Origin of the sequence: Bacteroides sp. ET71 (genome assembly GCF_023336905.1) — a bacterium.
In the GTDB taxonomy this organism is placed as follows: Bacteria; Bacteroidota; Bacteroidia; order Bacteroidales; family Bacteroidaceae; genus Bacteroides.
Window position 1 is genome coordinate 1 of the sequence record NZ_JAMBLS010000007.1, and the last position, 24,313, is coordinate 24,313.

Sequence of the window (24,313 nt, forward strand, 5' to 3'; positions counted from 1 at the left end):
AAATATTATATTATTTTCAGACGACTACAATATACTATTATATCCTATCAAAGAATCCCTCGTACTCTTCATCAATAATCTTCCATTCTCCCATTTTGCGTCCACCTACACGAGCTATCTTGTCTAATGCTTGAAGGCGTTTCAGATATTTCAGAACTTGACGTGTTGATAATCCCATTGAATCAGCCATTTGAACAGTGCTGACTTTAGGATTCATGGATATCAGTTTATATATTTGGCGACTTGCTTTTATGAACTCTTTTGTGAACTCCATGGGTTCTTTTATGAACTCTTTTGTGAACTCTATCGGTTTTTTTATGAACTCCACTTCTTGAGATGCCTTGTCTGTGGTAGTATTATTGTCATTTCCTTCAAAATTTAAGTTCCATAGAGTCACGTGAAATTCGGAAGCATTGGAGGTGAATTCTGGAGCGTGGTAGTCTGAAAGACGCTCATAACACCTATATGTGTTTATGATTTTCTTCATTCCGCTGCCACGACGTTCCATTAAGCCTAATCGACTGAAAAAATCAGCCAATAACGGGTTCCTTCTTTTGGATGGTACCGTAAGAGGGTTCAGATGCTGAATAAGTCTGCCGTCCATCATGCCACCGGGAGAGTATATCTCCATCCGGTCGTCGTACATGTCAATATGTATCTCGCTTCCCATCTGCAAATAGTCACGATGGATGATTGCATTTGCTATCGCTTCCGTCACAGCACGTTCGGGATAGTCTGGCAATTCTTCGCGGTGGTCACTCTCTTTCCACCATTTCTTCCGTGAATTGTTCCGCACAAAAGACACAGCATCCTGTAACTGGCCGATTACACAACCCTCCAGTTCAACATCATCAATCGCTTCTCCTAAGCCACTGGTCATATCCAGACCGTTCCATCGAGTACAGAATATACGGGATTGTCTTATCGGGGATTCATCCGCCAACAATGCTCCGGCATTTGTCAGATCGCCGTTTTCATCGATGATACCCCATGAAACAAATTCGCTGTCATCAAACGAGCGTTGCAATCTTTTGTAATGGACAGATCTGAGTTTGGTAAAAGCCATATCCTCGAATCTGTAACTTGAAGGCAGGCTGTCATAAGTTTTGCCGGCACCTTTCAGAACGAGACTTTTCAATTGAATACGATCTGCAACGACAGACTCATTACCGATACGGACGAAAGCAAGACGCTGTTTGTCGCCGATATAATAATATGGTGTTTCCTGTCCTGAATACACATGCAACAACACAAGTTTCTTCCCATCTGCCTCCTTGAGTTCAAGTCTGACTGCCGGAATAGGGTCAAGTTTACTCTTTATCTCTTCACTGATTTTTTCAGCGTCACCTTCTGCATCAGCAAGACCTAATATTTGGTCATCATCACTGATACCGAATACCAGTATGCCGCCTTCGCCATTGGCAAAGGCTGAGACACTCTTAAGCCAACTTTTAGGCCGTCTGATTTCAAGCATCTGCTTCTTGTCGTAAGCCGTCGCTTCGCCTATCAATGATTTAATATCTAATTCCATTGTATTCGACATCTGTTCGCTAATTGTATTTTGAATTAGAATAGCATAACGGATTATTCCATAGGTTTAATTTTGGCCTCAATAAAGTCAATTTCTTCAGCTGTTAAACCATATTTTGCATAGAGTTCTGCATCTGTCCAAGATTTTGAAAAATCTTGCAGTGGAATGAATCGGTAAGTCTTGCCTGTACCATGCTGACTTATCTTCGCCAAACTTAATAAAAATCGGGCAAATCGGGATCTCAGATAATCGGAGAGATGCGAGGCTTCATCTTGTGTCAAGTTTAACTCCGCACCAACTACAAGATAAGTTTCTGTACAAATAGTTCCAGGAGCTCCAACAAATGAATTTTGATTGTCGTCATTCAATTCTGTCCCAATATTATTGGATTCGGGTACATATACTTTCCACTTGTCAATCCATTCCGGATGAGACTGTACTTCTGTCCGTTCCACATAGCCGATTTTTCCTGCCCGGCCATAGCACTTTATCGCGTCTTGTAAATTGTCTGCTGAATTTTTGAATCTATTATCTTCAATAAAAAAGGTTCTAAAACCAAACGCCTTGGCAGCAGATATATAATTATTTATAGTATCTACATTCTCTTCTTTAAAGATCTTGTCTAAAATACTAATAGCCTGACTATCTCTTACAAAAATATCTAAATCATCTGTTTTCAGAGGCCTTTGCGCAACATAAGAATGATTTTCATAATGGGTAACCACCTTTACTTTATGCTTGGTATTATCATAATTTGTATTTCGCACAAAATAGCAAACACCTCCACGATTGTTCGTATTGGGAAAAACGTCCTCGGGATGCATGAAATCGTGCAATTCAGCAATGTGTTTGTCATTCAACATTGCGTTTCGAAATTCATCCAGGCCTTTCCCGCCAGCCATCCAACGAGACGGCATAATAATACACAAATAGGTCGGGGCTATCTCTTTGGATACATTGACAAATTGATTGTAAATAGGCTTGGCACTGGCTCCTGCCCCTCCATCTTCTTCCTGGTACGGCGGATTGCCAATAATCACGTCAAATCTCATATCTGTTAATTGCTTTATTATCTCATTATTATTTTCGCCAATCAAATCATACGACGTAAAATCGGCATATATGTTTTCAACCGGCATCCCGAGCAAGGTGTAAACCTTGCGCGTAAATTCGTAGGCCAAGGTCGAGGTCGCAATTGCATATAATCCCTGCTTGACCTTCTCGCCGAATCTTTGATACAACGCAACGGAGAACTCACCTTCTTTAGAGGCTATATCGAGAAATTTAGCATCAGCCTTCTCGTTCAACTCTTCGAAAGGCAGTATGGCAACCATCTCGTCGGCGACCTTCGCAGGGGTAACTATCTCCGATTCCGACAAACGTCCGAACCTGCGCATGGCAATCTCGACCCGCTCCATGGGGCGCAGTGCGGCGTCACGGATCAGATCGTTGGTATTTTCAATCTTATAGTCGAGAGCCCGCAAGATAAACGGATTGCTCTTCTCTTGAATCACTTTCAGAAATCCTATGTCCAGACCGAGATGGTTGGCGATTCGCCGGTTATCCGTCGTCTCCGGGATAGCGGCAATCACCTCCTCCAACGATTTGACTGTCGAATCCGTTAGGAAAGCGAAGAAGAGAATACGCGCATAATAGGCGGCAAGCCGTTTGTCGAGTTTATCGTCTTCCTCTGCCGGCTTCGGCTGATCGGGCTGTTGATTGGGTCGATTGGTCGGTTCAGTATCTCTGTTTTCAGTTCCTTCCGGCCTATCGGGTGTGTCCGGCATATCAAGGTCATCACCATCACCTTCTGTCGGTTTGATCTGGAGACCATTTTTGGCATCAATGGGAGCAATCTCCCGAATAACTTTGAGAATTTCGGTGTCTTCCAACAGAATGCTGTCGGTCGGAATCTCCGATGCTTCGTCCAATACGCTGCGGTTTCGAGAATATTCGCGAACCTCATCTGTAATATTGGTCGGAGTCGCTTCCTGCAACTTATTTTTGTTCAGTACGATGATAGGAGAGATTGCCAACTCTTTTGCGATACGGTCTCTCAAACTTGCATTACCCTGAACCTCCGTATTGACATTGTAGAACTGCGATTTCAACTCTTGTAACCGGAACATGCGATTCGGATCGAAGTCTACCAATAATGTCTGCGGCTTCATGTTGTACTTGATGATTCGGCCGTTTTCATCCTTGAAGGTGGTAACGTATTGATTCTGCAGACGGAATATTGCCTGATCGTATTCCTGCGGAGATGACGTTCCCTTGAGGTAAAGCATCGTGTCCCATTGCGGCACGGTTGTTCCAGTCAACATCCGGTTAACGGTCAACGTCAGTGTCTTGCGACCCTTCTCTTCGCAAGTTTTGATCTTCCCTTTGATAATATCCGTAGTCGAGTATTTACGCTCTTCGTCAAAGCCTGCAATGTTGATAACTTCGTAATCACATAGATTTTTGAATCGTTCCTTTTCGCGTTGAATCAATGTAGCCATAGCATCGCAGGAGGCACGGAAAGGCAGCACAACAACAATATGGTGACACATCTTAGCGTCTTTGATTTTGGCGTAATCGAGAAAGCCGAGCAAATTCTCATCCTCTTTCGTGCCATCGATTACCTCCAGCAAATCCAGAATTTCTGCTTCGTGTAAGAACTGCCGATGGCTGCCGTCTGCTTTAGGCGTAATCGAATGGGACCGGAACAACTCAGTAAATGCATAGGTAATACCATTTTTACGCAGTTCCTCCATCTTTTTCACGGAAGAGACATTCGGATTGAACGCAAAGCGAATCATCTGTGGAAATCCATAATAAGGATTGTCCCATTCATTACAATCATCCTCTTTAAGATGCTCGTCATCCCACTGCTTCTGCTCGTCGATAATATCCGTAAACTGTACAAAGGCAATGATGTCCTCCTTTTTGAATTCATCGCTCATCAAAATTCGGTATGGCGTACCGGAAAGATGTATGCGAATCTTTGTATCCAATGTTTTTACGGCTTCGTCCACCTGATCGAGTGTTTCAAAACCATCGATACTTTGTAGTTCCTTTTTAATTTGTGATTTGCTGAGATTATATTGCTGTAAGACCTTTCCATAGGAGGCACCACGAGCTCCAAAATGGGTTTCATCAACGATTAACAAATCAATTTGATGCTCAAAAACCTCTTTGTGCTTTGCCTTGATTTCTTTTCCTTGCAAATCTTGCAACGTCAAGAATAATGCGACCTTATCTCCGGCAGCGAGAGTATCGGAAATAATGTTTTCATTGCTATTTAACGACGTACTGTCCAAAAACTTGTAGCCTGAAAAGTAAACATGGCTCTCAACCGTCTTTTTCCATTCTTGTTTTACATCGGCCTTTGCTGAGACGACGACCACAATTTTCGCATCCATCTCTTTGGCGCAGCACATCGCCGTGAAAGACTTGCCGAACCGCATTACAGCGTACAGCAACAGATTGGTGCGTCCGGCAGCGACCGCATTTCTGAAGTTGTCAATGACCTGCTGCTGATTGGCTCGGGGAGGATAGCTATCCGTTCGTTCGTAGGTAAATGTTTGAGGTAGGCGATCCGGAGAATAAAATTGATATTTGCCGTTTTTATCCCGTGCGCTTTTATAGATGTCCGATATAGCCTCTTCCAGATCAGCGGTCGTTGCCCCTTCAAAAAACTCCTTTGAATAGTAAGGCAGATGCCCAAACGTATCTGGTAGCAACCGTGTTCTGCCTTTTTCCTGTTCCAGAAAAGTATGGACAGCAAAATCACGAAAAATAGTCTCATCGTCTATCTGTGCCGAATGTTCGTACTGCTGTACCAGATTAGGGAAAATCTTTCTCCATTCGTCCAGACGGACACGCACTCCTCGGGCCGTGTCACCGACCTTCAAATAGTTGGGAACTGTTTCAGTCGAAAAAGCATAGATATGCGGCTCAACCCGCCCTACAATCAAGCCATCAAGAAGCGTCGTATCTATTTTTAAATTTGTGTCTGCCATACTATTTCCCTTTCTTTAACAATGAGATAAAAGTCAGCGTTTTATTGCCACGCCAATCCTTAATCTTACAATAGGCTCCATTATGTTTGTGAATATTACCTTTCTGACAACCTTCACACTCTTGAACCGTTATATTCGAATCAAACAGGTTCTGGACTGTTTGTTGTACGCTATGGCAACTTTCCGGAATTACCCCTTTCAAACCGTCCATCTGCCAAATATTCCATGAGATGATGGAAGCAATATATTGCAACGATTTGAGTTGTGGCTTTTTACCAAATTTTGCTTTATAATAGTCGATGAAGGTGTACAAAAGAGACTCCCGGGCAAGAACAAGGTTGTCTCCCTGCCATTCGTAACCGTAAACACTCATATAGGCCAATTGAGCTGCTTTTAGCCATTCGCTTGATGTCTGTGTATTTTCCCCGACGACGCGAAGTTTTCTATCAAGTAATCCTATCCTTCGTTCTATCGGTATCGGCTCACCTGTTACGGAATCATATCGGCTCACCAGATAGGGAGCCTCTCCACAGGTAATTTCAAGGCGATTTTCGTTGATGTAATCATGCCAGGTTTTACCTTCAGGAAATACAATTTTCCCCTCTGTCGGAATCCACGAATGTGAACCGTCAGGATTATCTACCTCTACATTAAATACGTTTTCTCGCCCAAACCAAGCATTGTCAATCAGATTGTTTTGTTTATTACAAATCCATGACGGAGTGAAAACTTCGGCCATTTCACGGCTGCGTTGCTGTTGCATTTCAAGGCTTTTAACGGCCCGAGGCTTGATCACATCTCCATTTTTGCCAGTAATAGCCTCTAATGTAATTTGATCGCTATACTGATATCCAACCCCCAAATCGGCATAATTACTTGTCGCCCAGAAAATATTAACTTGACAATTTTCTGAACTTAAAGTGCGATCTATGAGCAACATTGATAGCAGCTTTGGGGATCGTTCAAAAATTTCATCTCCGTATATGTCTATCTGTAACAGATTCATATATGTTATATTATGCGTTTTATTACATTTTTAATTGCCGTTTCAGTACACCTCATAACCAGTAATTATTCTATATCATAATTAAAATCAGCCTCAATAAGATCTTTAATATCCACTTTAAGCAGTTGGGCAATCTCAACAAACTGGGCCATTGATGGCTGTACCTTATTAGTTTTCCATCGTGAAACAGTCATGTCTGTAACCCCCATCTGTTCTGCCAACCAGCGATTAGTTATTTCTTTTTCAGCCAAAATTACACGCAACCGGTTTGAGCATTCTATTTTCGCCATATTGTTTCATATTATATTAACAGTACAAAGTTATACATAAAAAGATAATCATCAAAGTAATCTGATAATAATATCATTCTACGAGATTCAATAATTGATAATCTTTATCCTCATTATCTGTACCATCAGTGCGAGATTTCTTTTCGCACATTGGGATGATATGACTCAAGCTTCCGCAGGCGGATTTATCATCCTTACAGGTGTCTTATGCTGGGCTATGGCACCCAAGAAGTTCGTCTATTGTCTGCTTACACTTTTGTTTTTCGCTTTTCTTGACCTTATAATCATTGCAAACGACCCCGGAAACATTTGGGGGCTTCTGGTGCCGCCGCTTGTATTCGGCATCCTTGTAGCCATTTTTACCGCTATCAACATGGACGAAGTCGTTTCGCGACGCATGCTCTATATCAACAGCAATACGAGTATGTTTGAACTGACATTGCTCTATGTAATCAATCGGTTCACCACATCGTTTGCCGGACTGACAACAACGCTGATTGTTTGGTATTATATGGAAGACATCGTGCGCTTTTCCGCCAAGGCTTCTACGACATAACAATTGAAACTATGGACGATACAGAAATACTCATAAACAAGAATACGCTTGACCGGTTTGCCCAAGAGCAGCAAAATGCGCAGAAAGAGAAAGAATCTTTACTTACGAGAATATCCCAACTGCATAAAGAAAGCTCTTCAAACTTTATTCCCATTTGCACCAATATCTTAAATGAAATTTGTGCCCTGCGACAACAAAACGACAAGGCGCTTGTTAATGCTTGGCAAGAAAGCTTCAGCTTTATGCAAACCTTGTATAAATGGATAGAAACAGACCGAAAGTCTCACAAAGAAGACGGACACAACTTCAACGTTTTTTCTCTGCTGGATTTATGCGGCATCAGCATCGGAGAAACCAGCCACAGCCGGCTACTAAAGTTTCTGTTGGAGCCAAACGAACTACACGGACAAGGAAATTTATTTCTTTGCCTGTTCTTACAAAGGCTTGACATTAAGATAGCCAAACATATGGATGAAGAACATTGGAATATAGTTGCAGAACAGGGACGCATCGACCTTTTGCTGGTACGTAACCATCCATTAAGCGTGGTCGTTATAGAAAATAAATCTAATTGGGCCATAGACCAACCCAACCAGCTATATCGTTACTGGCACAATGCAATTTATAGCCGTACCAAACATTCAGAGGTTGCTTTCTATGAAAATCGTAAGGAACTGTTCCGCATCGTATATCTCACGCCCAATGAATACAAAATTCCAACTTTTCAAACTTTGGAACGCCCGGAAAATTGGCCAACAGATTTACCGAAGCAGATGCCTATGAAACCAGACATCCGTACATTCAATGGCTTTATCTGCCAATGGATAGAAGATTGCATACAAGCCCTACCCTCTGGCAACCATGCTTTGCGGGAATTCCTCAGACAATATCAAATGACATGTAAGAAACTTTAAAACGCAATAGTTATGACTGAAGAAATGTTACAAAAATCGATGGGCATGTTTGATACGCCCGAGAAATGGAGCGCCTTTACAGAATTGGCCAACTCAAAAGAAGAAATACGCAATCGTTGGTATCAGAAGCTACAACGTGAACTCATGTCACTGACAAGCATTGATGCCAATCATACAGAATGGACATGCACAATCTGGAACGCTTGGGACATCGAATGGAAACTCAAGGATTATCCCTCAAAGTTTCTTTCCCTTCACTCTTGGAGCGGCTATAACTGTCGGCTATGGATTAGAAACACTGATGAAGAAACCTGCAAAAAAGTTTACGAACTAATGGATAAAAATCCCCTTTTCCGACAAATGCAGACTTGTTTCTCCATCCGCAACCTCAACCAGAAACCTTTTGAAGTAATGTGGGATGCCCAGTTCAACCTCAACTGTGGTCAACTTTCACTCAGCAGTAACACCAACGAACTGCAATATCTCTTTGCATGGTATGCCGGTAACGACACCAATCGCCTCGCCCGTCAAATCATGGAGCAAGTAAACCGAATCCGCACACCTGAAATGACAGGACTGTTCCGGCAAGTGGACGAACTGATAAATAACGGCTAATACATTACTGATTATTTCAATGCACAGATAGTACTAACGCTCACTGTACTATCTGTGTTTTCACCCATACCTCCAATCCGGCACTTTTCACTCAAACCTTTCCCTGAAAATTTCATTCATACCATAATTTGTCAAAAAAGCAAAACTCCGAATTCCTATTCATTCGCTCCCCCAAACAAACAATATCAAAGTCCTACCAAAGTCGTTCCAAAGTCGTTCCAAGTTCGTCTCCTTAGAAACGAACAAGAAACGAATTTGGAAGGAATTTATCCCATAAAAGCATCAGTCTTTTTTACCTGAGACACGTTGGCTGCCAAATGGCTCTTGACACGGCTAAAGAGGCACTTTAGCGCATTAAACATCGTGTTTATCCCATCCAACTGCCATCTTTTCCATTCTGTCCTTGGCAACTCTGTTTCCTTTGCGTATCTTTGCCCAGCAAAAAATATCAATCATCATGAAACAGACCATTTCTACTCTTTTATTTTTATGTCTTTGCTTGCCCATCCTGACGGTAGCCCAGACAAAGAGGCCTCTCACGCTGGAAGAAGTCGTAAACGGCACATTCCGTCCCGAAAATCTCTACGGAATCACTCCCATCCCGGGCGAGGGCGAATATTATTCGCAAATGAATGACGAAGGGACGCAAATCATTAAATATTCTTTCCGGACAGGGGAACAAGTGGAAGTGCTGTTCGACGTGACCACGGTGCGCGAATGTCCTTTCAAGAATTTCGACAGTTACAGGTTCTCGCCGGATGGAAATACATTGCTCATTGCCACAGAAACCAAGCCCATTTACCGTCGTTCGTACACAGCCATCTACTATTTATACAGCCTCCGGCGCAACATGGAGGGGGAAATAGACAACAAAGTGGAACGTCTGTCGGACGGCGGGCCGCAGCAGGCTCCTGTTTTCTCACCGGACGGCACAATGGTAGCTTTCGTGCGCGACAACAATATTTTCTTGGTAAAACGCCTTTATGGAAACAGCGAAAGCCAAGTGACGACAGACGGCAAGCGCAACGCTGTGTTGAACGGCATCCCCGACTGGGTATATGAAGAGGAATTTGCCTATAACCGTGCCTTGGAGTTCAGCGCCGACAGCAAAATGCTGGCTTATGTGCGCTGGGACGAGTCTGAAGTATCGTCTTTCTCCTTCCCGCTCTATGCCGGCGAAAAGCCACACGCGAAAGAATATGAGAAATACCCCGGTGCCTATGTGTACAAATATCCCAAAACCGGTGAAAGAAACTCGAAAGTAACAGTGCACACGTTTGACATCAAAACAAAAGTGACGCGGCAAATGAGATTGCCTCTCGATGCCGATGGTTACATTCCCCGCATCCGCTTTACACAAGACCCCAATAAGCTGGCCATATTTACGCTGAACCGTTATCAGAACCGATTCGACCTTTATCTGGGCGACCCACGAAGCACTGTCTGCAAACTGGCCTTGCGGGACGAAACAGATACTTACATCAAAGAAAGCACGTTCGACAATATTCGCTTCTACAAAGACCATTTCTCGTTCGTCAGCGAGCGCAGCGGTTTCAACCACTTGTATTGGTACGACATGAACGGAAATCTGAGCAAGCAAATCACCAAAGGGGAATTTGAAGTAAAAGACTTTTTAGGATACGACGAGAAGAACGGCACTTTCTATTATGCCAGCAACGAAGGCAGCCCTTTGCGTCAGGCTGTATGGAAAACAGACCGCAAAGGGAAAAAGACCAAGCTCTCTGCCGAAGAAGGCATCAATATGGCACTGTTCAGCACTGACTTCAAATATTTCCTGAACTGTTACACCAACCTGAATACGCCTTATGTCATCACCCTCAACGACAACACGGGCAAAACGCTTGCTACACTGGTAGACAACGCAGCACTGAAAAGCAAAATGGAGGAATATGACATGCCTCAGAAAGAGTTCTTCACGTTCCAGACCTCAGACGGCGTGACATTGAACGGCTGGATGATGAAACCTGCGGACTTCGACGAAAACCAAAAATATCCTGTCATCATGTACCAATACAGCGGCCCCGGCTCGCAAGAGGTGCTCGATGACTTCAGCATCAGTTGGGAGACTTACATGGCTTCACAAGGATATCTCATCGTATGTGTAGACGGACGGGGTACCGGCGGACGCGGCGCTGCTTTCGAAAAATGCACATACATGAACCTGGGAGTCAAAGAAGCGCATGACCAGGTGGAAACGGCTGTCTACCTGGGTCTGCAGCCTTACGTAGACAAAGACCGCATCGGCATCTGGGGATGGAGCTTCGGAGGTTACATGACTCTGATGAGCATGAGCGAAGGAACTCCGGTATTCAAAGCGGGCGTGGCCGTGGCAGCCGTGACAGACTGGAACTATTACGACACCATCTACGGCGAACGCTACATGCGCACTCCGCAAGAGAATGCCGACGGATATAAAGCCGCTTCTGCCTTTACGCGTGCAGACAAACTGCACGGCGACCTCTTGCTGGTGCACGGCACGGCCGACGACAACGTGCATTACCAGAACTGCGCCGAATATGCCGAACATCTGGTTCAATTGGGCAAGCAGTTCGACATGCAGATATATACAAACCGCAACCACAGCATTTATGGCGGCAACACAAGAAAGCATCTGTACACCAAGTTGACGAATTTCTTCAACACGCACTTGAAATGACGGATAGGGTACGCAAACCTGAATGGCTCAAGATAAGCATTGCAGCCAACGAAAGATATAGTGAAACAAAACGTATAGTGGAATCCCATTGCCTGCACACGATATGCAGCAGTGGCCGTTGCCCCAACATGGGAGAATGTTGGGGCCGCGGTACGGCCACCTTCATGATAGGTGGAGACATCTGTACACGCTGTTGTAAGTTCTGCAATACCCGTACCGGAAAGCCCTTGCCGCTGGATGAAGGAGAGCCGGCACATGTAGCCCAATCTGTTGCCCTCATGAAACTGTCGCATGCGGTCATTACCTCGGTAGACCGTGATGACCTGCCGGATTTGGGAGCCGCACACTGGGCACGCACCATCGCAGCCATTAGAGAACAGAACCCGGATACCACCATCGAAGTGCTCATTCCGGACTTTCAAGGCCGTAAGGAGCTGGTACAAATGGTTATCGACGCACAACCGGACATCATGTCGCACAACATGGAGACTGTGCGCCGCATCAGCCCTGTCGTGCGTAGTGCCGCCCGCTATGAAACGAGTCTGAGGGTTTTGCAACAAATAGCCGAAAGCGGCATCTGCTGCAAATCGGGTATTATGGTAGGGCTGGGGGAAACGCCTCAGGAAGTGGAAGAGTTGATAGATGATGTGAGAAACGCAGGATGCCGTATTCTTACCATCGGACAATACCTGCAACCTTCGCACAAGCACTATCCGGTGGCAGAATACGTCACCCCTGCCCAATTTGCCATCTATAAGGAAATGGGACTGCAAAAAGGATTCGACCAAGTGGAAAGCGGCCCATTGGTACGTTCATCTTATCATGCAGACAAAAGCAAGATGTTGGCCCAAAAACCGTGAACATTTCCTGCCGAATGTATGTTAAGACGGAAAGGTCTAAACAATGCAGAGATGAATCACACACAAGTCTTGTCGCCTAAATTCAACCTGTCATTGGGATTCCTGCCCGGAATAGTTGCCATGATTGCCGGTTTCTTTATAAAACCTGACATAGCTTTATACGCCGGGGCAGGATTAGGGCTGTTACTGTGCCTGTTCAGCCATCATCAGATGCTTCCGCTTTTATTGTACGGGACAACAGGCACGTTACTGCTTGCCATGTGGCTCCCGTTCTTTCAATCCAGCGATAAACTCCCGTTGCTTATAGAAGGCGCCATCGCCTGCCCTTCTCTGCTGCTGCTGTTATTCGGAGAAAAATGGGCAAACCACTTGTCCCATCCTTCAAATGAACGACGGCGCAAGTTCATTCAGAGCATCGAAGCTGCCATTGTATCGGCACGTATTCTGATGGTTCTTGTCTTTTTGCACTTGATTCTTCTGTTAGCTGCGCATTTTTTTGTTTCCGACATCCCCCGATTTCACACGTTTCTTTTCGAGACAATACCTCTGGGCATATTCATTACCACCATACTGCTCAACCAAATAGGTCTATACTATTTCAACAAACGGTTAAGAAGAGTTTCTTTTGTCCCTGTGGTGAATACATTGGGCCATGTCATTGGCAAAAAGCCGTTGTTAGCAACCATCCTCCGTTCGGATAAGAAAGCAATCTTTCCGGTAGTGCGTATTGCCATAACTGCTTATAATATGCTCTATTTATTACCTCGTCCTCAAACCTGCTTTTGTGAAAAAGGGAAAAACGATTTGCCCCTGGAAGGATATCCGGTTTATGGAGAAAATATCGAACAGGCAGCCAAAAGAATAGCAAGAGAACTGATGCCGAAAATTTCTTTGCGCAACCTCCGCTTTCACTTCCGATATTACTACCGCGACCATACAGCCAACCGGCTGGTTTATCTGTTCTCACTCGAATTGGACAACAGTATCCTCCCCCCCAAAGAGGGCAAGCTATGGACACTCCAACAGATAAAGCAAGACTTGGGGAAACAATACTTCAGCAAATTCCTGGAGTATGAATACGAACCTTTACGGGAGATTATTTGTACAAGAGAAAAATACAAGGAATCTTAGTCAAATCAGGCAGATTTCCTTGCCAGTTTTTGACTGTCTTTGTCCGAATGAATTGCCCTTCGCACGTGATATTGGCAGCAATACAGAGTTTAGTCTGAGGACGGCAATTGTGCAAAATGTCTTCCAACATTTTATTATTCCGATAAGGAGTCTCGATAAATAATTGGGTCTGATGCTCTGCGTAAACGCGCTGTTCCAATTGCTTGAGCTTTTTAGCCCGTTCCCCGGGTTCGATGGGAAGATAACCGTTGAAAGCAAAACTTTGCCCATTGAATCCAGAAGCCATTACGGATAAGATGATGGATGAAGGCCCCACCAAAGGCACTACCTTTAAGTTCTTCTGTTGGGCAATGGCCACTACATCTGCGCCCGGATCAGCTACAGCCGGGCAACCGGCCTCGGAGATTACACCCATCGGATGACCTTCCAACAACGGTTGCAGATAGCCGGAAATATCGTTCGGAGAGGTATGTTTGTTCAGAGGATAGAAAGTCATGGAATCTATGTCTGCTTCACGATCAACTTTCTTGAGGAAACGACGAGCTGAGCGTACATCTTCCACTATGAAATGACGTATATCTTTTATCACTTCTTTATTATAGGCAGGCAATACAGAATCAACAGGCGTATCGCCTAAAGTTACCGGCAACAGATAAAGTGCAGATTCCATGGGTCATAAAAATAAATGTCAAAGGGCCAATGATTAATGGGTGAGCACTGATTTTCCAGCCTTCTTCCATTCATCATTGGCCACTGCAAAGTTATCCGTAGATTACATTTCCGTTTTCGTCCATATAGTCATCCAATCCCTTCTGATAGGTATTCATGGCACGAAGGCTCATGCCCATGCTGGAGAATCCTCCGTCATGATACAAATTTTGCATGGTAACCTTCCGGGTCAGGTCGGAAAACATCACGATGCAATAGTCGGCACATTCGTCAGCGGAAGCATTGCCCAGAGGAGACATGCGGCTGGCGAAGTCGAAGAGTTTGTCCATGTCTTTCACGCCCGAACCGGCAGTGGTCATGGTAGGCGATTGGGAAATGGTGTTGACACGCACGTGGTGTTCGCGGCCATAGATGTATCCGAAGCTACGGGCGATGGACTCCAACAGAGCCTTGGCGTCGGCCATGTCGTTATAGCCGAAGAAAGTACGCTGGGCTGCTACATAGCTCAAAGCCAGGATAGAACCATATTCGGCAATAGCATTCAGCTTTTTAGCCGTCTGTATCATCTTGTGGAAAGAGAGAGCCGAAATGTCCAGGGTCTTTCCCAACATATCATAATCCAAATCATCGTAGGTACGTTTCTTGCGCACATTGGGCGACATTCCGATAGAGTGCAGCACGAAGTCAATCTGTCCGCCCAACACCTCCATAGAACGGCGAAAAACGTTCTCCAAATCAGGTACACTGGTAGCATCAGCAGGAATCACTTCGCAATGAAGCTTTTCTGCCAGGTCGGACACTTGCCCCATGCGCACGGCCACGGGCGTATTGGACAAGGTTATCGTCGCGCCTTCTTCAACGGCCTTCTCGGCCACCTTCCAGGCAATGGACTGTTCGTTCAAAGCACCGAAAATGATGCCCCTTTTTCCTTTCAACAAATTGTAACTCATAGTCGTATTAACTTAAATTGAGGCTGCAAAGATAGGAAGAATCTGCATAAGTCGTATCTTTGTGCCTCAAAAAAGCCATCTTCCACCGAGGAAAAAGCGGGCGAACAAAAGCAAAAGTTGATAGGCCTCCTGCCTCGCATTGAAGTATTTTCCCCGGATTGACAGATTGATTTTTTTCTTTAAAGAAGTAGAAAGATATGAAGAAACTTGTCATTTTTGACCTGGACGGTACGCTGTTGAACACCATCGCCGACCTGGCACAAAGCACCAATCATGCCCTCCGGACATTGGGCTATCCCACACACGAACTTTCAGAATATCCCTTCATGGTGGGAAACGGTATCAATAAGCTTTTCGAACGGGCATTGCCCGAAGGCGAAAAGACGCCGGAAAATGTACTGCGCATGCGCGCCGAGTTCATACCGTATTATAATATACATAATGCCGACATGAGCCAGCCTTATCCCGGCATACAGGCTTTGCTGAACCGCTTGCAAGCGCTCGGCATACAGTTGGCAGTGGCTTCCAACAAATACCAGGAAGCCACAACAAAACTCATCAGGCACTATTTCCCCAACATCCATTTTGCCGCTGTCTTGGGGCAACGAGAAGGCCTTCCCGTCAAGCCGGATCCATGCATCGTGCATGATATCTTACGGATAACGGCCGTCTCGCCCGCAGATGTGCTCTATGTAGGCGATTCAGGCGTAGACATGCTGACGGCCCGCAATGCTGGTGTAGAAGCCTGTGGAGTGACTTGGGGATTTCGTCCACGAACAGAACTGGAAGAATATACTCCCGCACACATCGTGGACAAAGCAGAAGATTTAGAAAAACTCTGCTAAATGACGTCCATCTAATAAAATCATGCATTATCCGCCTGTTCTTCTTACGGATAATCACTTTTTTATCACTTTTCTCTTCAAATTGTTTGTATATTATAAAAAACGCCTTACCTTTGCACCAACATTAAGTAGAAATAACAACCGATATGATAAACCTACATACATCCAACCTATTGGCAGTCCTGCACATTATTCGCGTCGTGGTCATAGCATCAAGAGCGTGAGAAAGGACGTGTATGTATATTTACATATAGAAAAAATAAAGCCTTTCTCACTACCGTGGGAAAGGCTTTTTTAATGAAAGGAACAAAAGAGAATGAAACAGCAATTACGTAGTTCATCCAGTACACAGGGACGTCGCATGGCAGGAGCACGCGCTCTTTGGACAGCCAACGGCATGAAAAAAGAACAGATGGGTAAACCTATCATTGCCATAGTCAACTCATTTACTCAATTCGTCCCCGGACATGTGCACTTGCACGATATCGGACAATACATTAAAAAAGAAATTGAAAAACTGGGGTGTTTTGCAGCTGAATTCAACACGATAGCCATAGACGACGGCATCGCTATGGGGCATGACGGCATGCTTTATTCTTTGCCTTCACGAGACCTTATTGCAGATAGCGTAGAATATATGGTAAATGCCCATAAGGCAGATGCCATGATATGTATCAGTAATTGCGACAAGATTACACCTGGAATGTTGATGGCCGCCATGCGCCTCAACATACCCACCGTATTCGTATCTGGCGGACCGATGGAAGCCGGCGAATGGAACGGACGGCATCTGGATCTGATAGATGCCATGATACAGTCGGCCGACAACAACGTGAGCGATGCAGATGTAGCTCAAATAGAACGACATGCCTGCCCTACATGCGGTTGTTGTTCGGGCATGTTTACAGCCAACTCGATGAACTGCCTGAATGAAGCCATCGGATTGGCTCTGCCGGGGAATGGCACCATTGTAGCTACGCATAAGAATCGCAAAAAGCTATTCAAGGACGCAGCAAGGCTCATTGTGGAAAATGCACGAAAGTATTACGAAGAAGGTGATGAAAGTATTCTTCCACGAAGCATTGCAACCCGACAAGCTTTCTTGAACGCCATGACATTGGATATTGCTATGGGAGGGTCAACAAACACCGTGTTGCACCTGTTGGCCATTGCTCATGAAGCGGAAGTAGATTTCTGCATGGATGACATTGATGCCTTGTCACGCCGCACCCCCTGCCTCTGTAAAGTAGCCCCCAATACACAAAAGTATCATATACAAGACGTGAATCGGGCAGGCGGCATCGTAGCAATCATGAGTGAACTAGCCAAAGGAGGACTGGTGGACACGAATGTGAAACGTGTGGATGGAATGACTTTAGGTGAAGAAATAGAAAAATATGACATCACCGGTTCAAACGTAAGTTCAAAAGCCCTAAAAAAATATGCTTCTGCTCCTGGCGGAAAGTTCAACCTGGAATTAGGTTCGCAAGAGACTTATTATAAAGAATTGGATACGGACCGTGCCAACGGTTGCATCCGCGATCTGGCACATGCTTATAGCAAAGACGGAGGATTGGCAGTACTAAAGGGAAACATCGCTCAAGACGGTTGTGTAGTGAAGACAGCCGGCGTAGACGAAAGCATTTTACATTTTACTGGCCCTGCCCGTGTTTACGATTCACAAGAAGCCGCTTGTCAAGGGATTTTAGAAGGAGAAGTGCAAAGCGGAGATGTAGTTGTCATCATTTACGAAGGTCCGAAAGGAGGCCCTGGCATGCAAGAGATGCTCTATCCTACTTCTTATCTTAAATCACGCCACTTAGGCAAAGAATGTGCACTCATCACAGACGGACGTTTCAGTGGAGGTACATCAGGATTAAGCATCGGACATATTTCACCGGAAGCAGCCGCAGGCGGTAATGTCGGCAAAATTCAGGATGGTGACATTATCGAAATAGACATCCCTCGCCGGAGTATCAACGTAAAGTTGTCAGACAAAGAGCTAAAAGAACGTCCGATGAGAACAATCACCAGACAAAGGAGTGTGTCGAAAGCACTTCAAGCGTATGCAGCTATGGTCAGCTCTGCCGATAAAGGTGGAGTAAGAATTATATAAGAAATCAATCATCTTCCATTTGCCAGACAAACAATATTTTCTATGCAATCATGAGCAATGAAACAAAAAACTTTATAACTGGCGCAGAAGCTTTGATGCGCTCATTGGAAGCTCAAGGAGTAGATACTCTCTTTGGCTATCCGGGGGGAAGCATCATGCCCGTCTTCGACGCGCTTTACGACCATCGAGACAGACTGAAACACATATTGGTACGCCATGAACAAGGAGCCACCCACGCTGCACAAGGTTATGCGCGTGTATCGGGCAAAGTAGGAGTTTGCCTTGTCACAAGTGGACCTGGTGCTACCAACACCATTACAGGCATTGCCGATGCCATGATGGACAGCACGCCCGTTGTGGTCATTGCCGGGCAGGTCGGTACGGGATTCCTGGGCACGGATGCTTTCCAAGAGGTCGACCTCGTGGGCATCACCCAGCCCATCTCCAAGTGGAGCTATCAGATTCGGCGTGCTGAAGATGTGCCTTGGGCGGTGGCACGCGCCTTTTACATTGCCCGGAGCGGAAGGCCCGGTCCCGTCGTGTTGGATTTCGCCAAGAATGCGCAGACGGACAAGATGGCATATGCGCCCGTCAAGGTGGACTATATACGGAGCTATCTGCCCGTACCTGAGCCGGATGAAGAAGCCATCCGTCAGGCGGCCGACCTTATCAATAACGCCCAGCGCCCCCTGGTATTGGTGGGACAGGGGGTAGAGTTGGGCAATGCACAAGCCGAACTCCGTGCTTTCATAGAAAAAGCAGGACTGCCTGCCGCCCGTACCTTATTGGGACTCTCTGCTTTGCCTACCGCTCATCCGTTGAACAAAGGAATGTTGGGCATGCACGGCAATCTCGGGCCGAACATCAATACCAACAAGTGCGACGTGCTTATTGCCGTCGGCATGCGTTTTGACGACCGTGTGACTGGCAACGTAAACACCTATGCCAAACAGGCTCAGATCATACACTTCGATATCGACCCAGCCGAGATAGATAAGAATATCAAGGCCGACGTGGCCGTGCTGGGCGACTGTAAACAAACGTTGCCGGCTGTGACGGCTCTTTTAAAACCGGCCAAGCACGAGGACTGGCTTCAGAGCTTCCACACCTATGAAGAGGTGGAAACTGAAAAGGTGATTCGTCCGGAGTTACAACCGTCAGGCGATATGCTGAGCATGGGAGAAGTGGTACGTGCCGTGAGCGATGCCACTCATGACGAGGCAATTCTGGTGACAGACGTCGGCCAAAACCAAATGATGTCGGCCCGCTATTTCCGTTACAAGGAGCCGCGCAGCATCGTAACCTCGGGCGGACTGGGTACGATGGGCTTCGGTATGCCGGCTGCCATCGGTGCAACCTTCGGAAGACCGGACCGTACTGTGTGCGTATTTATGGGTGACGGAGGTTTCCAAATGAACTTGCAAGAGCTGGGCACTATCATGGAGCAACAGGCGCCGGTGAAGATGATTATGCTGAACAATAACTTCCTGGGCAACGTGCGCCAGTGGCAGGCCATGTTCTTCAACCGCCGCTATTCCTTCACCCCGATGCTTAATCCCGATTACCTTCAGATAGCGGCTGCTTATGGCATCCCCGCCCGTCGTGTCATGACGCGCGAAGAACTGCGGGAAGCCGTCAACGAGATGCTCTCCACCGACGGGCCGTTCTTGCTGGAAGCGTGCGTGGTAGAGGAAGGAAACGTATTGCCCATGACTCCCCCGGGAGGCTCGGTCAATCAGATGTTGTTGGAATGTTGAGTAAACTTGAAAGCTATGGATAAGACATTATATACCATTATCGTCCATTCGGAGAACATTGCCGGACTGCTGAACCAGGTGACGGCCGTCTTCACGCGGAGGCAAATCAACATCGAGAGCCTCAATGTGTCGGCATCTTCCATTCAGGGCGTGCATAAATACACCATCACCGCATGGACAGACAAAGACACGATTGAGAAGGTGGTGAAGCAAATATCGAAGAAGATAGACGTGCTGCAGGCGCATTATTTCACCGACAGCGAAATCTACCAGCACGAGATTGCCCTCTACAAACTGACTACCCCGGTGCTGGAGAACAAACACGAGGTGTCGAAAGTCATCCGCCAGTTCCATGCCCGCATCGTCGAGGTGAACCCCGTATTCGCCATTGTGGAGATGAACGGCATGAGCGAAGAAATCACGCAGCTTTACCACGAGTTGCAGAAACTGGGTTGTGTGCTTCAGTTCGTGCGTTCGGGACGGGTGGCCATCACCACCAGTTGCATCGAGCGGGTCAATGAATACCTGGCCGAGCGCGAAGCCAAATACCGTCAATCCAAAGAGCAGCAATCATGAATACAGCCAATGAGAAGATAGGGACCTATCCGTTTGTGGTGGAACCGTTTCACGCAGACTTTACGGGACGGCTCACCTTGGGCGTGCTGGGCAACCACCTGCTGAACTGCGCTGGCTTCCACGCCGAGGAACGCGGCTTCGGCATGGCCACGCTGAACGAAGAGAACTACACCTGGGTGCTCTCGCGCCTGGCCATCGAGATGACCGAGATGCCCTGCCAATACGAGCCGTTCTCGGTGCAGACATGGGTGGAGAATGTCTACCGCCTCTTCACCGACCGCAACTTCGCCATCTTGGACAAGGACGGGCATCCCCTGGGCTATGCGCGCTCGGTGTGGGCCATGATAAACATGCACACCCGGCGGCCCATCGACCTGCTGGAAGTGAACGGGGGAAGCATCACGGAGTACATCTGCGACGCGCCCTGCCCCATCGACAAGCCCTCGCGCATCAAGGTGCACGCCGAAGGGCCGTCCGCCTCTCTGCGGGCCAAATACAGCGACATCGACATCAATGGCCATGTGAACAGCATACGCTACATCGAGCACATCCTCGACCTGTTCCCGCTGGAACAGTACAGGCAGAAGCGCATCCGCCGCTTCGAGATGGCCTACGTGGCCGAGAGTTACTACGACGACCAGCTCGACTTCTACCTCGAGACCGAGGCGGGGGAAGACACCTGCAACGTGGAGATACGGAAGAACGGCACCGAGACCGTGTGCCGCTCGAAGATAACGTTTGAAGAGAACCAAATACATGTATAATTAATGACTACTAAACACTGAAAACAATGGCACAAATGAATTTTGGCGGCGTAATGGAGAATGTGATTACCCGCGAAGAATTTCCTCTGGAGAAAGCACGTGAAATATTGAAAGACGAGACCATCGCCGTGCTGGGCTACGGCGTGCAAGGCCCGGGACAGGCATGCAACCTGCGCGACAACGGATTCAACGTCATCGTTGGCCAGCGCGAGGGCAAGACGTATGACAAGGCCGTGGCCGACGGATGGGTGCCCGGCGAGACGCTCTTCTCCATCGAAGAGGCTGCGCAGCGCGGCACCATCGTGTGCATGCTGCTGAGCGATGCCGCGCAGATTGCCGTATGGCCCACCATCAAGCCTTACCTCACGGCAGGCAAGGCGCTGTACTTCAGCCATGGCTTCGGCATCACGTACAAGGAGCGCACGCACATCATCCCGCCTGCAGACATCGACGTCATCATGGTGGCGCCCAAGGGTTCGGGCACGTCGCTGCGCACGATGTTCCTCGAAGGCCGCGGGCTGAACAGCTCGTATGCCGTCTATCAGGATGCCACCGGCCGTGCTACCGACCGCACGCTGGCCTTCGGCATCGGCATCGGCTCGGGCTATCTGTTCGAGACTACCTTCAAGCGCGAGGTTTACTCTGACCTGACCGGCGAGCGCGGCTCGCTGATGGGAGCCATACAGGGATTGCTGCTGGCCCAGTATGAGGTGCTGCGCGAAAATGGCCACACCCCGTCCGAGGCTTTCAACGAGACGGTGGAGGAGCTGACGCAGTCGCTCATGCCGCTGTTCGCGAAGAATGGCATGGACTGGATGTATGCCAACTGCTCGACCACGGCGCAGCGCGGCGCACTGGACTGGATGGGTCCCTTCCACGACGCCATCAAGCCCGTCATGCAGAAGCTCTATGAGAGTGTGAAGAGCGGCAACGAGGCGCAAATCTCCATCGACAGCAACTCGCAGCCGGACTACCGCGAGAAGCTGAACGCCGAGCTCAAGGCGCTGCGCGAAAGCGAAATGTGGCAGACGGCCGTGACGGTGCGTAAGCTTCGCCCGGAGAACAATTAACGTTCCTATATACATTATTATATATAGGTGAATCCCAGGAGGGGGGTACGGAAACGGCCGTGCCCCCCTTTCTGTTTACTCCGCTTCGTGCAGGCGGCGGATGTAGGCCAGCAGGTCGGCGTAGAAGGGATGGCGGGCCAGCGTGGCCGCTTCGCCCAGGATGACGAGCTTCATGCGGGCACGGGTGATGGCTACGTTCATGCGGCGCAGGTCGCCGAGGAATCCTATCTGCCCCTGGTCGTTGGCGCGGACGAGGGAGATGAAGATGACGTCGCGCTCCTGCCCCTGGAAGCCGTCGACGGTGTTCGCCGCGAGCAGGTCTCGGATGGGGCGCAGGACGGCGCTCTGGCGGATGCGGCCGCGCAGGTATTGCACCTGGGCACGGTAGGGCGAGATGATGCCGAAGTCGATGCGCTCGTCGAGGATGCGGTCGGTGCCGATGCGGGCGACGTAGGCTTCGAGGTGGCGGATGAGCAGGTCGGCCTCGTCGCGGTTGATGCGTCCGAAGGTGTCGCCCACGAATTGCTCTTTGAAGTCGAGGCCTGTGGTGTCTATCCAGTCGATGGGTGTGTCGAGGTCGAGGATGCCGCGGTGGCGAACGGAGGGGTCGGCCTGGAGCATACCGTTGTAGAAGCGGCGGGAGGAGAACTGCATGATGGCTTCGTTCATGCGGTATTGCACCCGGAGGAGGCTGACGGCCTCGGGCTTGGTCTGCGCCAGGCGCTGCATGAGGGTGCGTTCCAGTCCGCTGCGGGCGGCTTCGGGGCACTTGATGGTGGGGGGCAGTTGCTGGTGGTCGCCGGCCAGGACGACGCGGTCGGCGCGGCGGATGGCTATCCAGCAGGCGGCCTCGAGGGCTTGGGCGGCCTCGTCGATGAAGAGGGTGCCGAAGCGCCGTCCGTGCAGCAGGCGGTGGTTGGCGCCGACGAGGGTGGAGGCGATGACGTGCGCCGAGTCGAAGAGGTCGGCATTTATCTGCACCTCGAGGGCGGTGGCGCGGTCGCGCAGGCGGCTGAGGCGGTTGCGCAGGGCCTCGCGTCCGGCATAGTCCGGGCGGCGGGCGCGGCTCTGGAGGGCACGAAGCTCGCGGCGGATGGCCCAGAGCTCGGGATAGGCGGGGTGTGCCTCGAAGCGGCGTTCGTAGGTGAAGGACAGCATCTTGTCGTCGACGCGCGTGGGGTTGCCGATGCGCAGGACGGAGAGGCCGCGGTCGACGAGGCGCTCCGATATCCAGTCGACGGCGGTGTTGCTCTGCGCGCAGACCAGCACTTGGGGTTCGCGGTGGAGGGTCTCGTAGATGGCCTCGACCAGCGTCGTGGTCTTGCCCGTGCCGGGAGGGCCGTGGACGATGGCCACGTCGCGGGCGCAGAGCACGCGGTTGACGGCGGCCTCTTGCGTGGGGTTGAGCCAGGGCAGGCGCACGGGGTAGAGCTGGCGGAAGCCGGGCTTCTGCGTGCCCAGCAGCAGGTCGCGCAGCTCGGCCAGGCGGTTGCCACGGGCGCGGGCCACGTCGGCCAGGGCTTCGAACATGGTGCGGTAGGAGGTCTCGTCGAAGAACAGTTGCACACCCGGGGCGTCGGCACCCTGCACGTCGAGCACGGCGTTCATGCCGGGCATGACGAGGACCATGCGCGTGTCGTCGGCGTAGGACACGGTGGCCTGGAAGGGGTAGTAGGATACCTGCCCGTCGGCCGACTGGCGGAAGAATACGACGGGGCGGCCGAACTCGAAGCTGTGCTCGATGTCGGTGTCGCGCGTGCGCTCGACCTCCAGCACCAGTTGGTTGAGCGAGTTGTAGTAGTTGCGCCCCACGCCGACGGGCCACCAGCACAGGCCGCGCTTCACCTGGCGTGCCACGCCCATCGTCTCGGTCTGCCGCTGGAACTCGGCCTTCTCGTACTCATACTCCATGCGCAGGAGCAACTGCTGGCGCTCGATGTGCGCAGCGGGGCTTTGGATGTCTGCTTGCGGTTTCATGCGGC

At 48.6% G+C, this 24,313-nt stretch carries 19 protein-coding genes; 12 read left to right on the forward strand and 7 right to left on the reverse strand.

What is annotated here, in order from left to right:
* Nucleotides 1-37: 37 nt before the first annotated feature.
* The 4 genes from M3090_RS05615 to M3090_RS05630 form a co-directional block, all read right to left on the reverse strand.
* Nucleotides 38-1,531: an ATP-binding protein gene (locus M3090_RS05615; RefSeq protein ID WP_249054460.1), complete on the reverse strand. Its 1,494-nt coding sequence runs from the start codon at nucleotides 1,529-1,531 to the stop codon at nucleotides 38-40.
* Between the two features lie 53 nt (nucleotides 1,532-1,584).
* Nucleotides 1,585-5,535, reverse strand: coding sequence for an Eco57I restriction-modification methylase domain-containing protein (locus tag M3090_RS05620; protein ID WP_249054461.1), 3,951 nt, complete (start codon nucleotides 5,533-5,535; stop codon nucleotides 1,585-1,587).
* 1 nt (nucleotide 5,536) lies between these two features.
* Nucleotides 5,537-6,541 carry a restriction endonuclease subunit M gene (locus M3090_RS05625; RefSeq protein ID WP_249054463.1) on the reverse strand — a complete coding sequence of 335 codons (1,005 nt, stop codon included), beginning with the start codon at nucleotides 6,539-6,541 and terminating at the stop codon, nucleotides 5,537-5,539.
* 65 nt (nucleotides 6,542-6,606) lie between these two features.
* On the reverse strand, nucleotides 6,607-6,831 hold the full coding sequence (locus tag M3090_RS05630; RefSeq protein WP_027291200.1) for a helix-turn-helix transcriptional regulator: 225 nt from the start codon (nucleotides 6,829-6,831) through the stop codon (nucleotides 6,607-6,609).
* Nucleotides 6,832-6,991: 160 nt separating this feature from the next.
* Between M3090_RS05630 and M3090_RS05635 the strand changes: the two genes are divergently transcribed.
* From M3090_RS05635 to M3090_RS05660, 6 genes are all read left to right on the forward strand, one after another.
* Nucleotides 6,992-7,387 (forward strand): hypothetical protein, encoded by a 396-nt coding sequence (locus M3090_RS05635; protein ID WP_249054464.1) that lies wholly within the window; start codon nucleotides 6,992-6,994, stop codon nucleotides 7,385-7,387.
* A gap of 11 nt (nucleotides 7,388-7,398) precedes the next feature.
* Nucleotides 7,399-8,301 (forward strand): PD-(D/E)XK nuclease family protein, encoded by a 903-nt coding sequence (locus M3090_RS05640; protein WP_249054465.1) that lies wholly within the window; start codon nucleotides 7,399-7,401, stop codon nucleotides 8,299-8,301.
* Between the two features lie 12 nt (nucleotides 8,302-8,313).
* Complete coding sequence (locus M3090_RS05645; protein ID WP_249054466.1) at nucleotides 8,314-8,916, forward strand: hypothetical protein; 603 nt, start codon at nucleotides 8,314-8,316, stop codon at nucleotides 8,914-8,916.
* A 457-nt stretch (nucleotides 8,917-9,373) separates the two neighbouring features.
* The gene (locus M3090_RS05650; protein WP_249054467.1) at nucleotides 9,374-11,593 is read left to right on the forward strand and encodes a S9 family peptidase; all 2,220 of its coding nucleotides are present in this window, start codon (nucleotides 9,374-9,376) and stop codon (nucleotides 11,591-11,593) included.
* A complete protein-coding gene (gene lipA, locus M3090_RS05655) occupies nucleotides 11,590-12,453 on the forward strand; it encodes a lipoyl synthase (RefSeq protein ID WP_249054468.1) in 864 nt (287 codons plus the stop codon). Before M3090_RS05650 ends, lipA begins: the two co-directional genes overlap by 4 nt.
* Nucleotides 12,454-12,504: 51 nt before the next feature.
* Nucleotides 12,505-13,584 (forward strand): hypothetical protein, encoded by a 1,080-nt coding sequence (locus M3090_RS05660; RefSeq protein ID WP_249054471.1) that lies wholly within the window; start codon nucleotides 12,505-12,507, stop codon nucleotides 13,582-13,584.
* Here the strand turns inward: M3090_RS05660 and M3090_RS05665 are convergent.
* Both M3090_RS05665 and M3090_RS05670 read right to left on the reverse strand, forming a co-directional pair.
* Nucleotides 13,550-14,254: an SAM-dependent methyltransferase gene (locus M3090_RS05665; protein WP_249054473.1), complete on the reverse strand. Its 705-nt coding sequence runs from the start codon at nucleotides 14,252-14,254 to the stop codon at nucleotides 13,550-13,552. The two genes, M3090_RS05660 and M3090_RS05665, sit on opposite strands and share 35 nt — an antisense overlap.
* A 91-nt stretch (nucleotides 14,255-14,345) precedes the next feature.
* Nucleotides 14,346-15,203, reverse strand: a complete 858-nt coding sequence (locus tag M3090_RS05670; RefSeq protein ID WP_249054475.1) for an enoyl-ACP reductase — start codon at nucleotides 15,201-15,203, stop codon at nucleotides 14,346-14,348.
* A 197-nt stretch (nucleotides 15,204-15,400) separates the two neighbouring features.
* On the opposite strand from M3090_RS05670, the gene M3090_RS05675 reads away from it, so the two are divergent.
* The 6 genes from M3090_RS05675 (at nucleotide 15,401) to ilvC (ending at nucleotide 22,331) form a co-directional block, all read left to right on the forward strand.
* Entirely contained in the window at nucleotides 15,401-16,048 is a 648-nt protein-coding gene (locus M3090_RS05675; protein WP_249054476.1) for an HAD family hydrolase, read from the forward strand.
* A 316-nt stretch (nucleotides 16,049-16,364) separates the two neighbouring features.
* Nucleotides 16,365-18,164, forward strand: coding sequence for a dihydroxy-acid dehydratase (gene ilvD, locus M3090_RS05680; RefSeq protein ID WP_249054477.1), 1,800 nt, complete (start codon nucleotides 16,365-16,367; stop codon nucleotides 18,162-18,164).
* A gap of 50 nt (nucleotides 18,165-18,214) precedes the next feature.
* Nucleotides 18,215-19,921 (forward strand): biosynthetic-type acetolactate synthase large subunit, encoded by a 1,707-nt coding sequence (gene ilvB, locus M3090_RS05685; RefSeq protein WP_249054478.1) that lies wholly within the window; start codon nucleotides 18,215-18,217, stop codon nucleotides 19,919-19,921.
* Nucleotides 19,922-19,936: 15 nt separating this feature from the next.
* Nucleotides 19,937-20,497 carry an acetolactate synthase small subunit gene (gene ilvN, locus M3090_RS05690; protein WP_249054479.1) on the forward strand — a complete coding sequence of 187 codons (561 nt, stop codon included), beginning with the start codon at nucleotides 19,937-19,939 and terminating at the stop codon, nucleotides 20,495-20,497.
* Nucleotides 20,494-21,261, forward strand: coding sequence for an acyl-[acyl-carrier-protein] thioesterase (locus M3090_RS05695; RefSeq protein ID WP_249054480.1), 768 nt, complete (start codon nucleotides 20,494-20,496; stop codon nucleotides 21,259-21,261). Before ilvN ends, M3090_RS05695 begins: the two co-directional genes overlap by 4 nt.
* Nucleotides 21,262-21,287: 26 nt before the next feature.
* The gene (gene ilvC, locus M3090_RS05700; RefSeq protein WP_249054481.1) at nucleotides 21,288-22,331 is read left to right on the forward strand and encodes a ketol-acid reductoisomerase; all 1,044 of its coding nucleotides are present in this window, start codon (nucleotides 21,288-21,290) and stop codon (nucleotides 22,329-22,331) included.
* A gap of 75 nt (nucleotides 22,332-22,406) precedes the next feature.
* Here the strand turns inward: ilvC and M3090_RS05705 are convergent, their stop codons facing one another.
* On the reverse strand, nucleotides 22,407-24,308 hold the full coding sequence (locus M3090_RS05705; protein ID WP_249054482.1) for an AAA domain-containing protein: 1,902 nt from the start codon (nucleotides 24,306-24,308) through the stop codon (nucleotides 22,407-22,409).
* Between the last annotated feature and the right edge of the window lie 5 nt (nucleotides 24,309-24,313).

Bases quoted from the DNA above. Each gene is read 5' to 3' on its own strand.
- M3090_RS05615 (WP_249054460.1), bottom strand. From the start codon at position 1,531: ATGGAATTAGATATTAAATCATTGATAGGCGAAGCGACGGCTTACGAC.
- M3090_RS05620 (WP_249054461.1), bottom strand. From the start codon at position 5,535: ATGGCAGACACAAATTTAAAAATAGATACGACGCTTCTTGATGGCTTG.
- M3090_RS05625 (WP_249054463.1), bottom strand. From the start codon at position 6,541: ATGAATCTGTTACAGATAGACATATACGGAGATGAAATTTTTGAACGA.
- M3090_RS05630 (WP_027291200.1), bottom strand. From the start codon at position 6,831: ATGGCGAAAATAGAATGCTCAAACCGGTTGCGTGTAATTTTGGCTGAA.
- M3090_RS05635 (WP_249054464.1), top strand. From the start codon at position 6,992: ATGACTCAAGCTTCCGCAGGCGGATTTATCATCCTTACAGGTGTCTTA.
- M3090_RS05640 (WP_249054465.1), top strand. From the start codon at position 7,399: ATGGACGATACAGAAATACTCATAAACAAGAATACGCTTGACCGGTTT.
- M3090_RS05645 (WP_249054466.1), top strand. From the start codon at position 8,314: ATGACTGAAGAAATGTTACAAAAATCGATGGGCATGTTTGATACGCCC.
- M3090_RS05650 (WP_249054467.1), top strand. From the start codon at position 9,374: ATGAAACAGACCATTTCTACTCTTTTATTTTTATGTCTTTGCTTGCCC.
- lipA (WP_249054468.1), top strand. From the start codon at position 11,590: ATGACGGATAGGGTACGCAAACCTGAATGGCTCAAGATAAGCATTGCA.
- M3090_RS05660 (WP_249054471.1), top strand. From the start codon at position 12,505: ATGAATCACACACAAGTCTTGTCGCCTAAATTCAACCTGTCATTGGGA.
- M3090_RS05665 (WP_249054473.1), bottom strand. From the start codon at position 14,254: ATGGAATCTGCACTTTATCTGTTGCCGGTAACTTTAGGCGATACGCCT.
- M3090_RS05670 (WP_249054475.1), bottom strand. From the start codon at position 15,203: ATGAGTTACAATTTGTTGAAAGGAAAAAGGGGCATCATTTTCGGTGCT.
- M3090_RS05675 (WP_249054476.1), top strand. From the start codon at position 15,401: ATGAAGAAACTTGTCATTTTTGACCTGGACGGTACGCTGTTGAACACC.
- ilvD (WP_249054477.1), top strand. From the start codon at position 16,365: ATGAAACAGCAATTACGTAGTTCATCCAGTACACAGGGACGTCGCATG.
- ilvB (WP_249054478.1), top strand. From the start codon at position 18,215: ATGAGCAATGAAACAAAAAACTTTATAACTGGCGCAGAAGCTTTGATG.
- ilvN (WP_249054479.1), top strand. From the start codon at position 19,937: ATGGATAAGACATTATATACCATTATCGTCCATTCGGAGAACATTGCC.
- M3090_RS05695 (WP_249054480.1), top strand. From the start codon at position 20,494: ATGAATACAGCCAATGAGAAGATAGGGACCTATCCGTTTGTGGTGGAA.
- ilvC (WP_249054481.1), top strand. From the start codon at position 21,288: ATGGCACAAATGAATTTTGGCGGCGTAATGGAGAATGTGATTACCCGC.
- M3090_RS05705 (WP_249054482.1), bottom strand. From the start codon at position 24,308: ATGAAACCGCAAGCAGACATCCAAAGCCCCGCTGCGCACATCGAGCGC.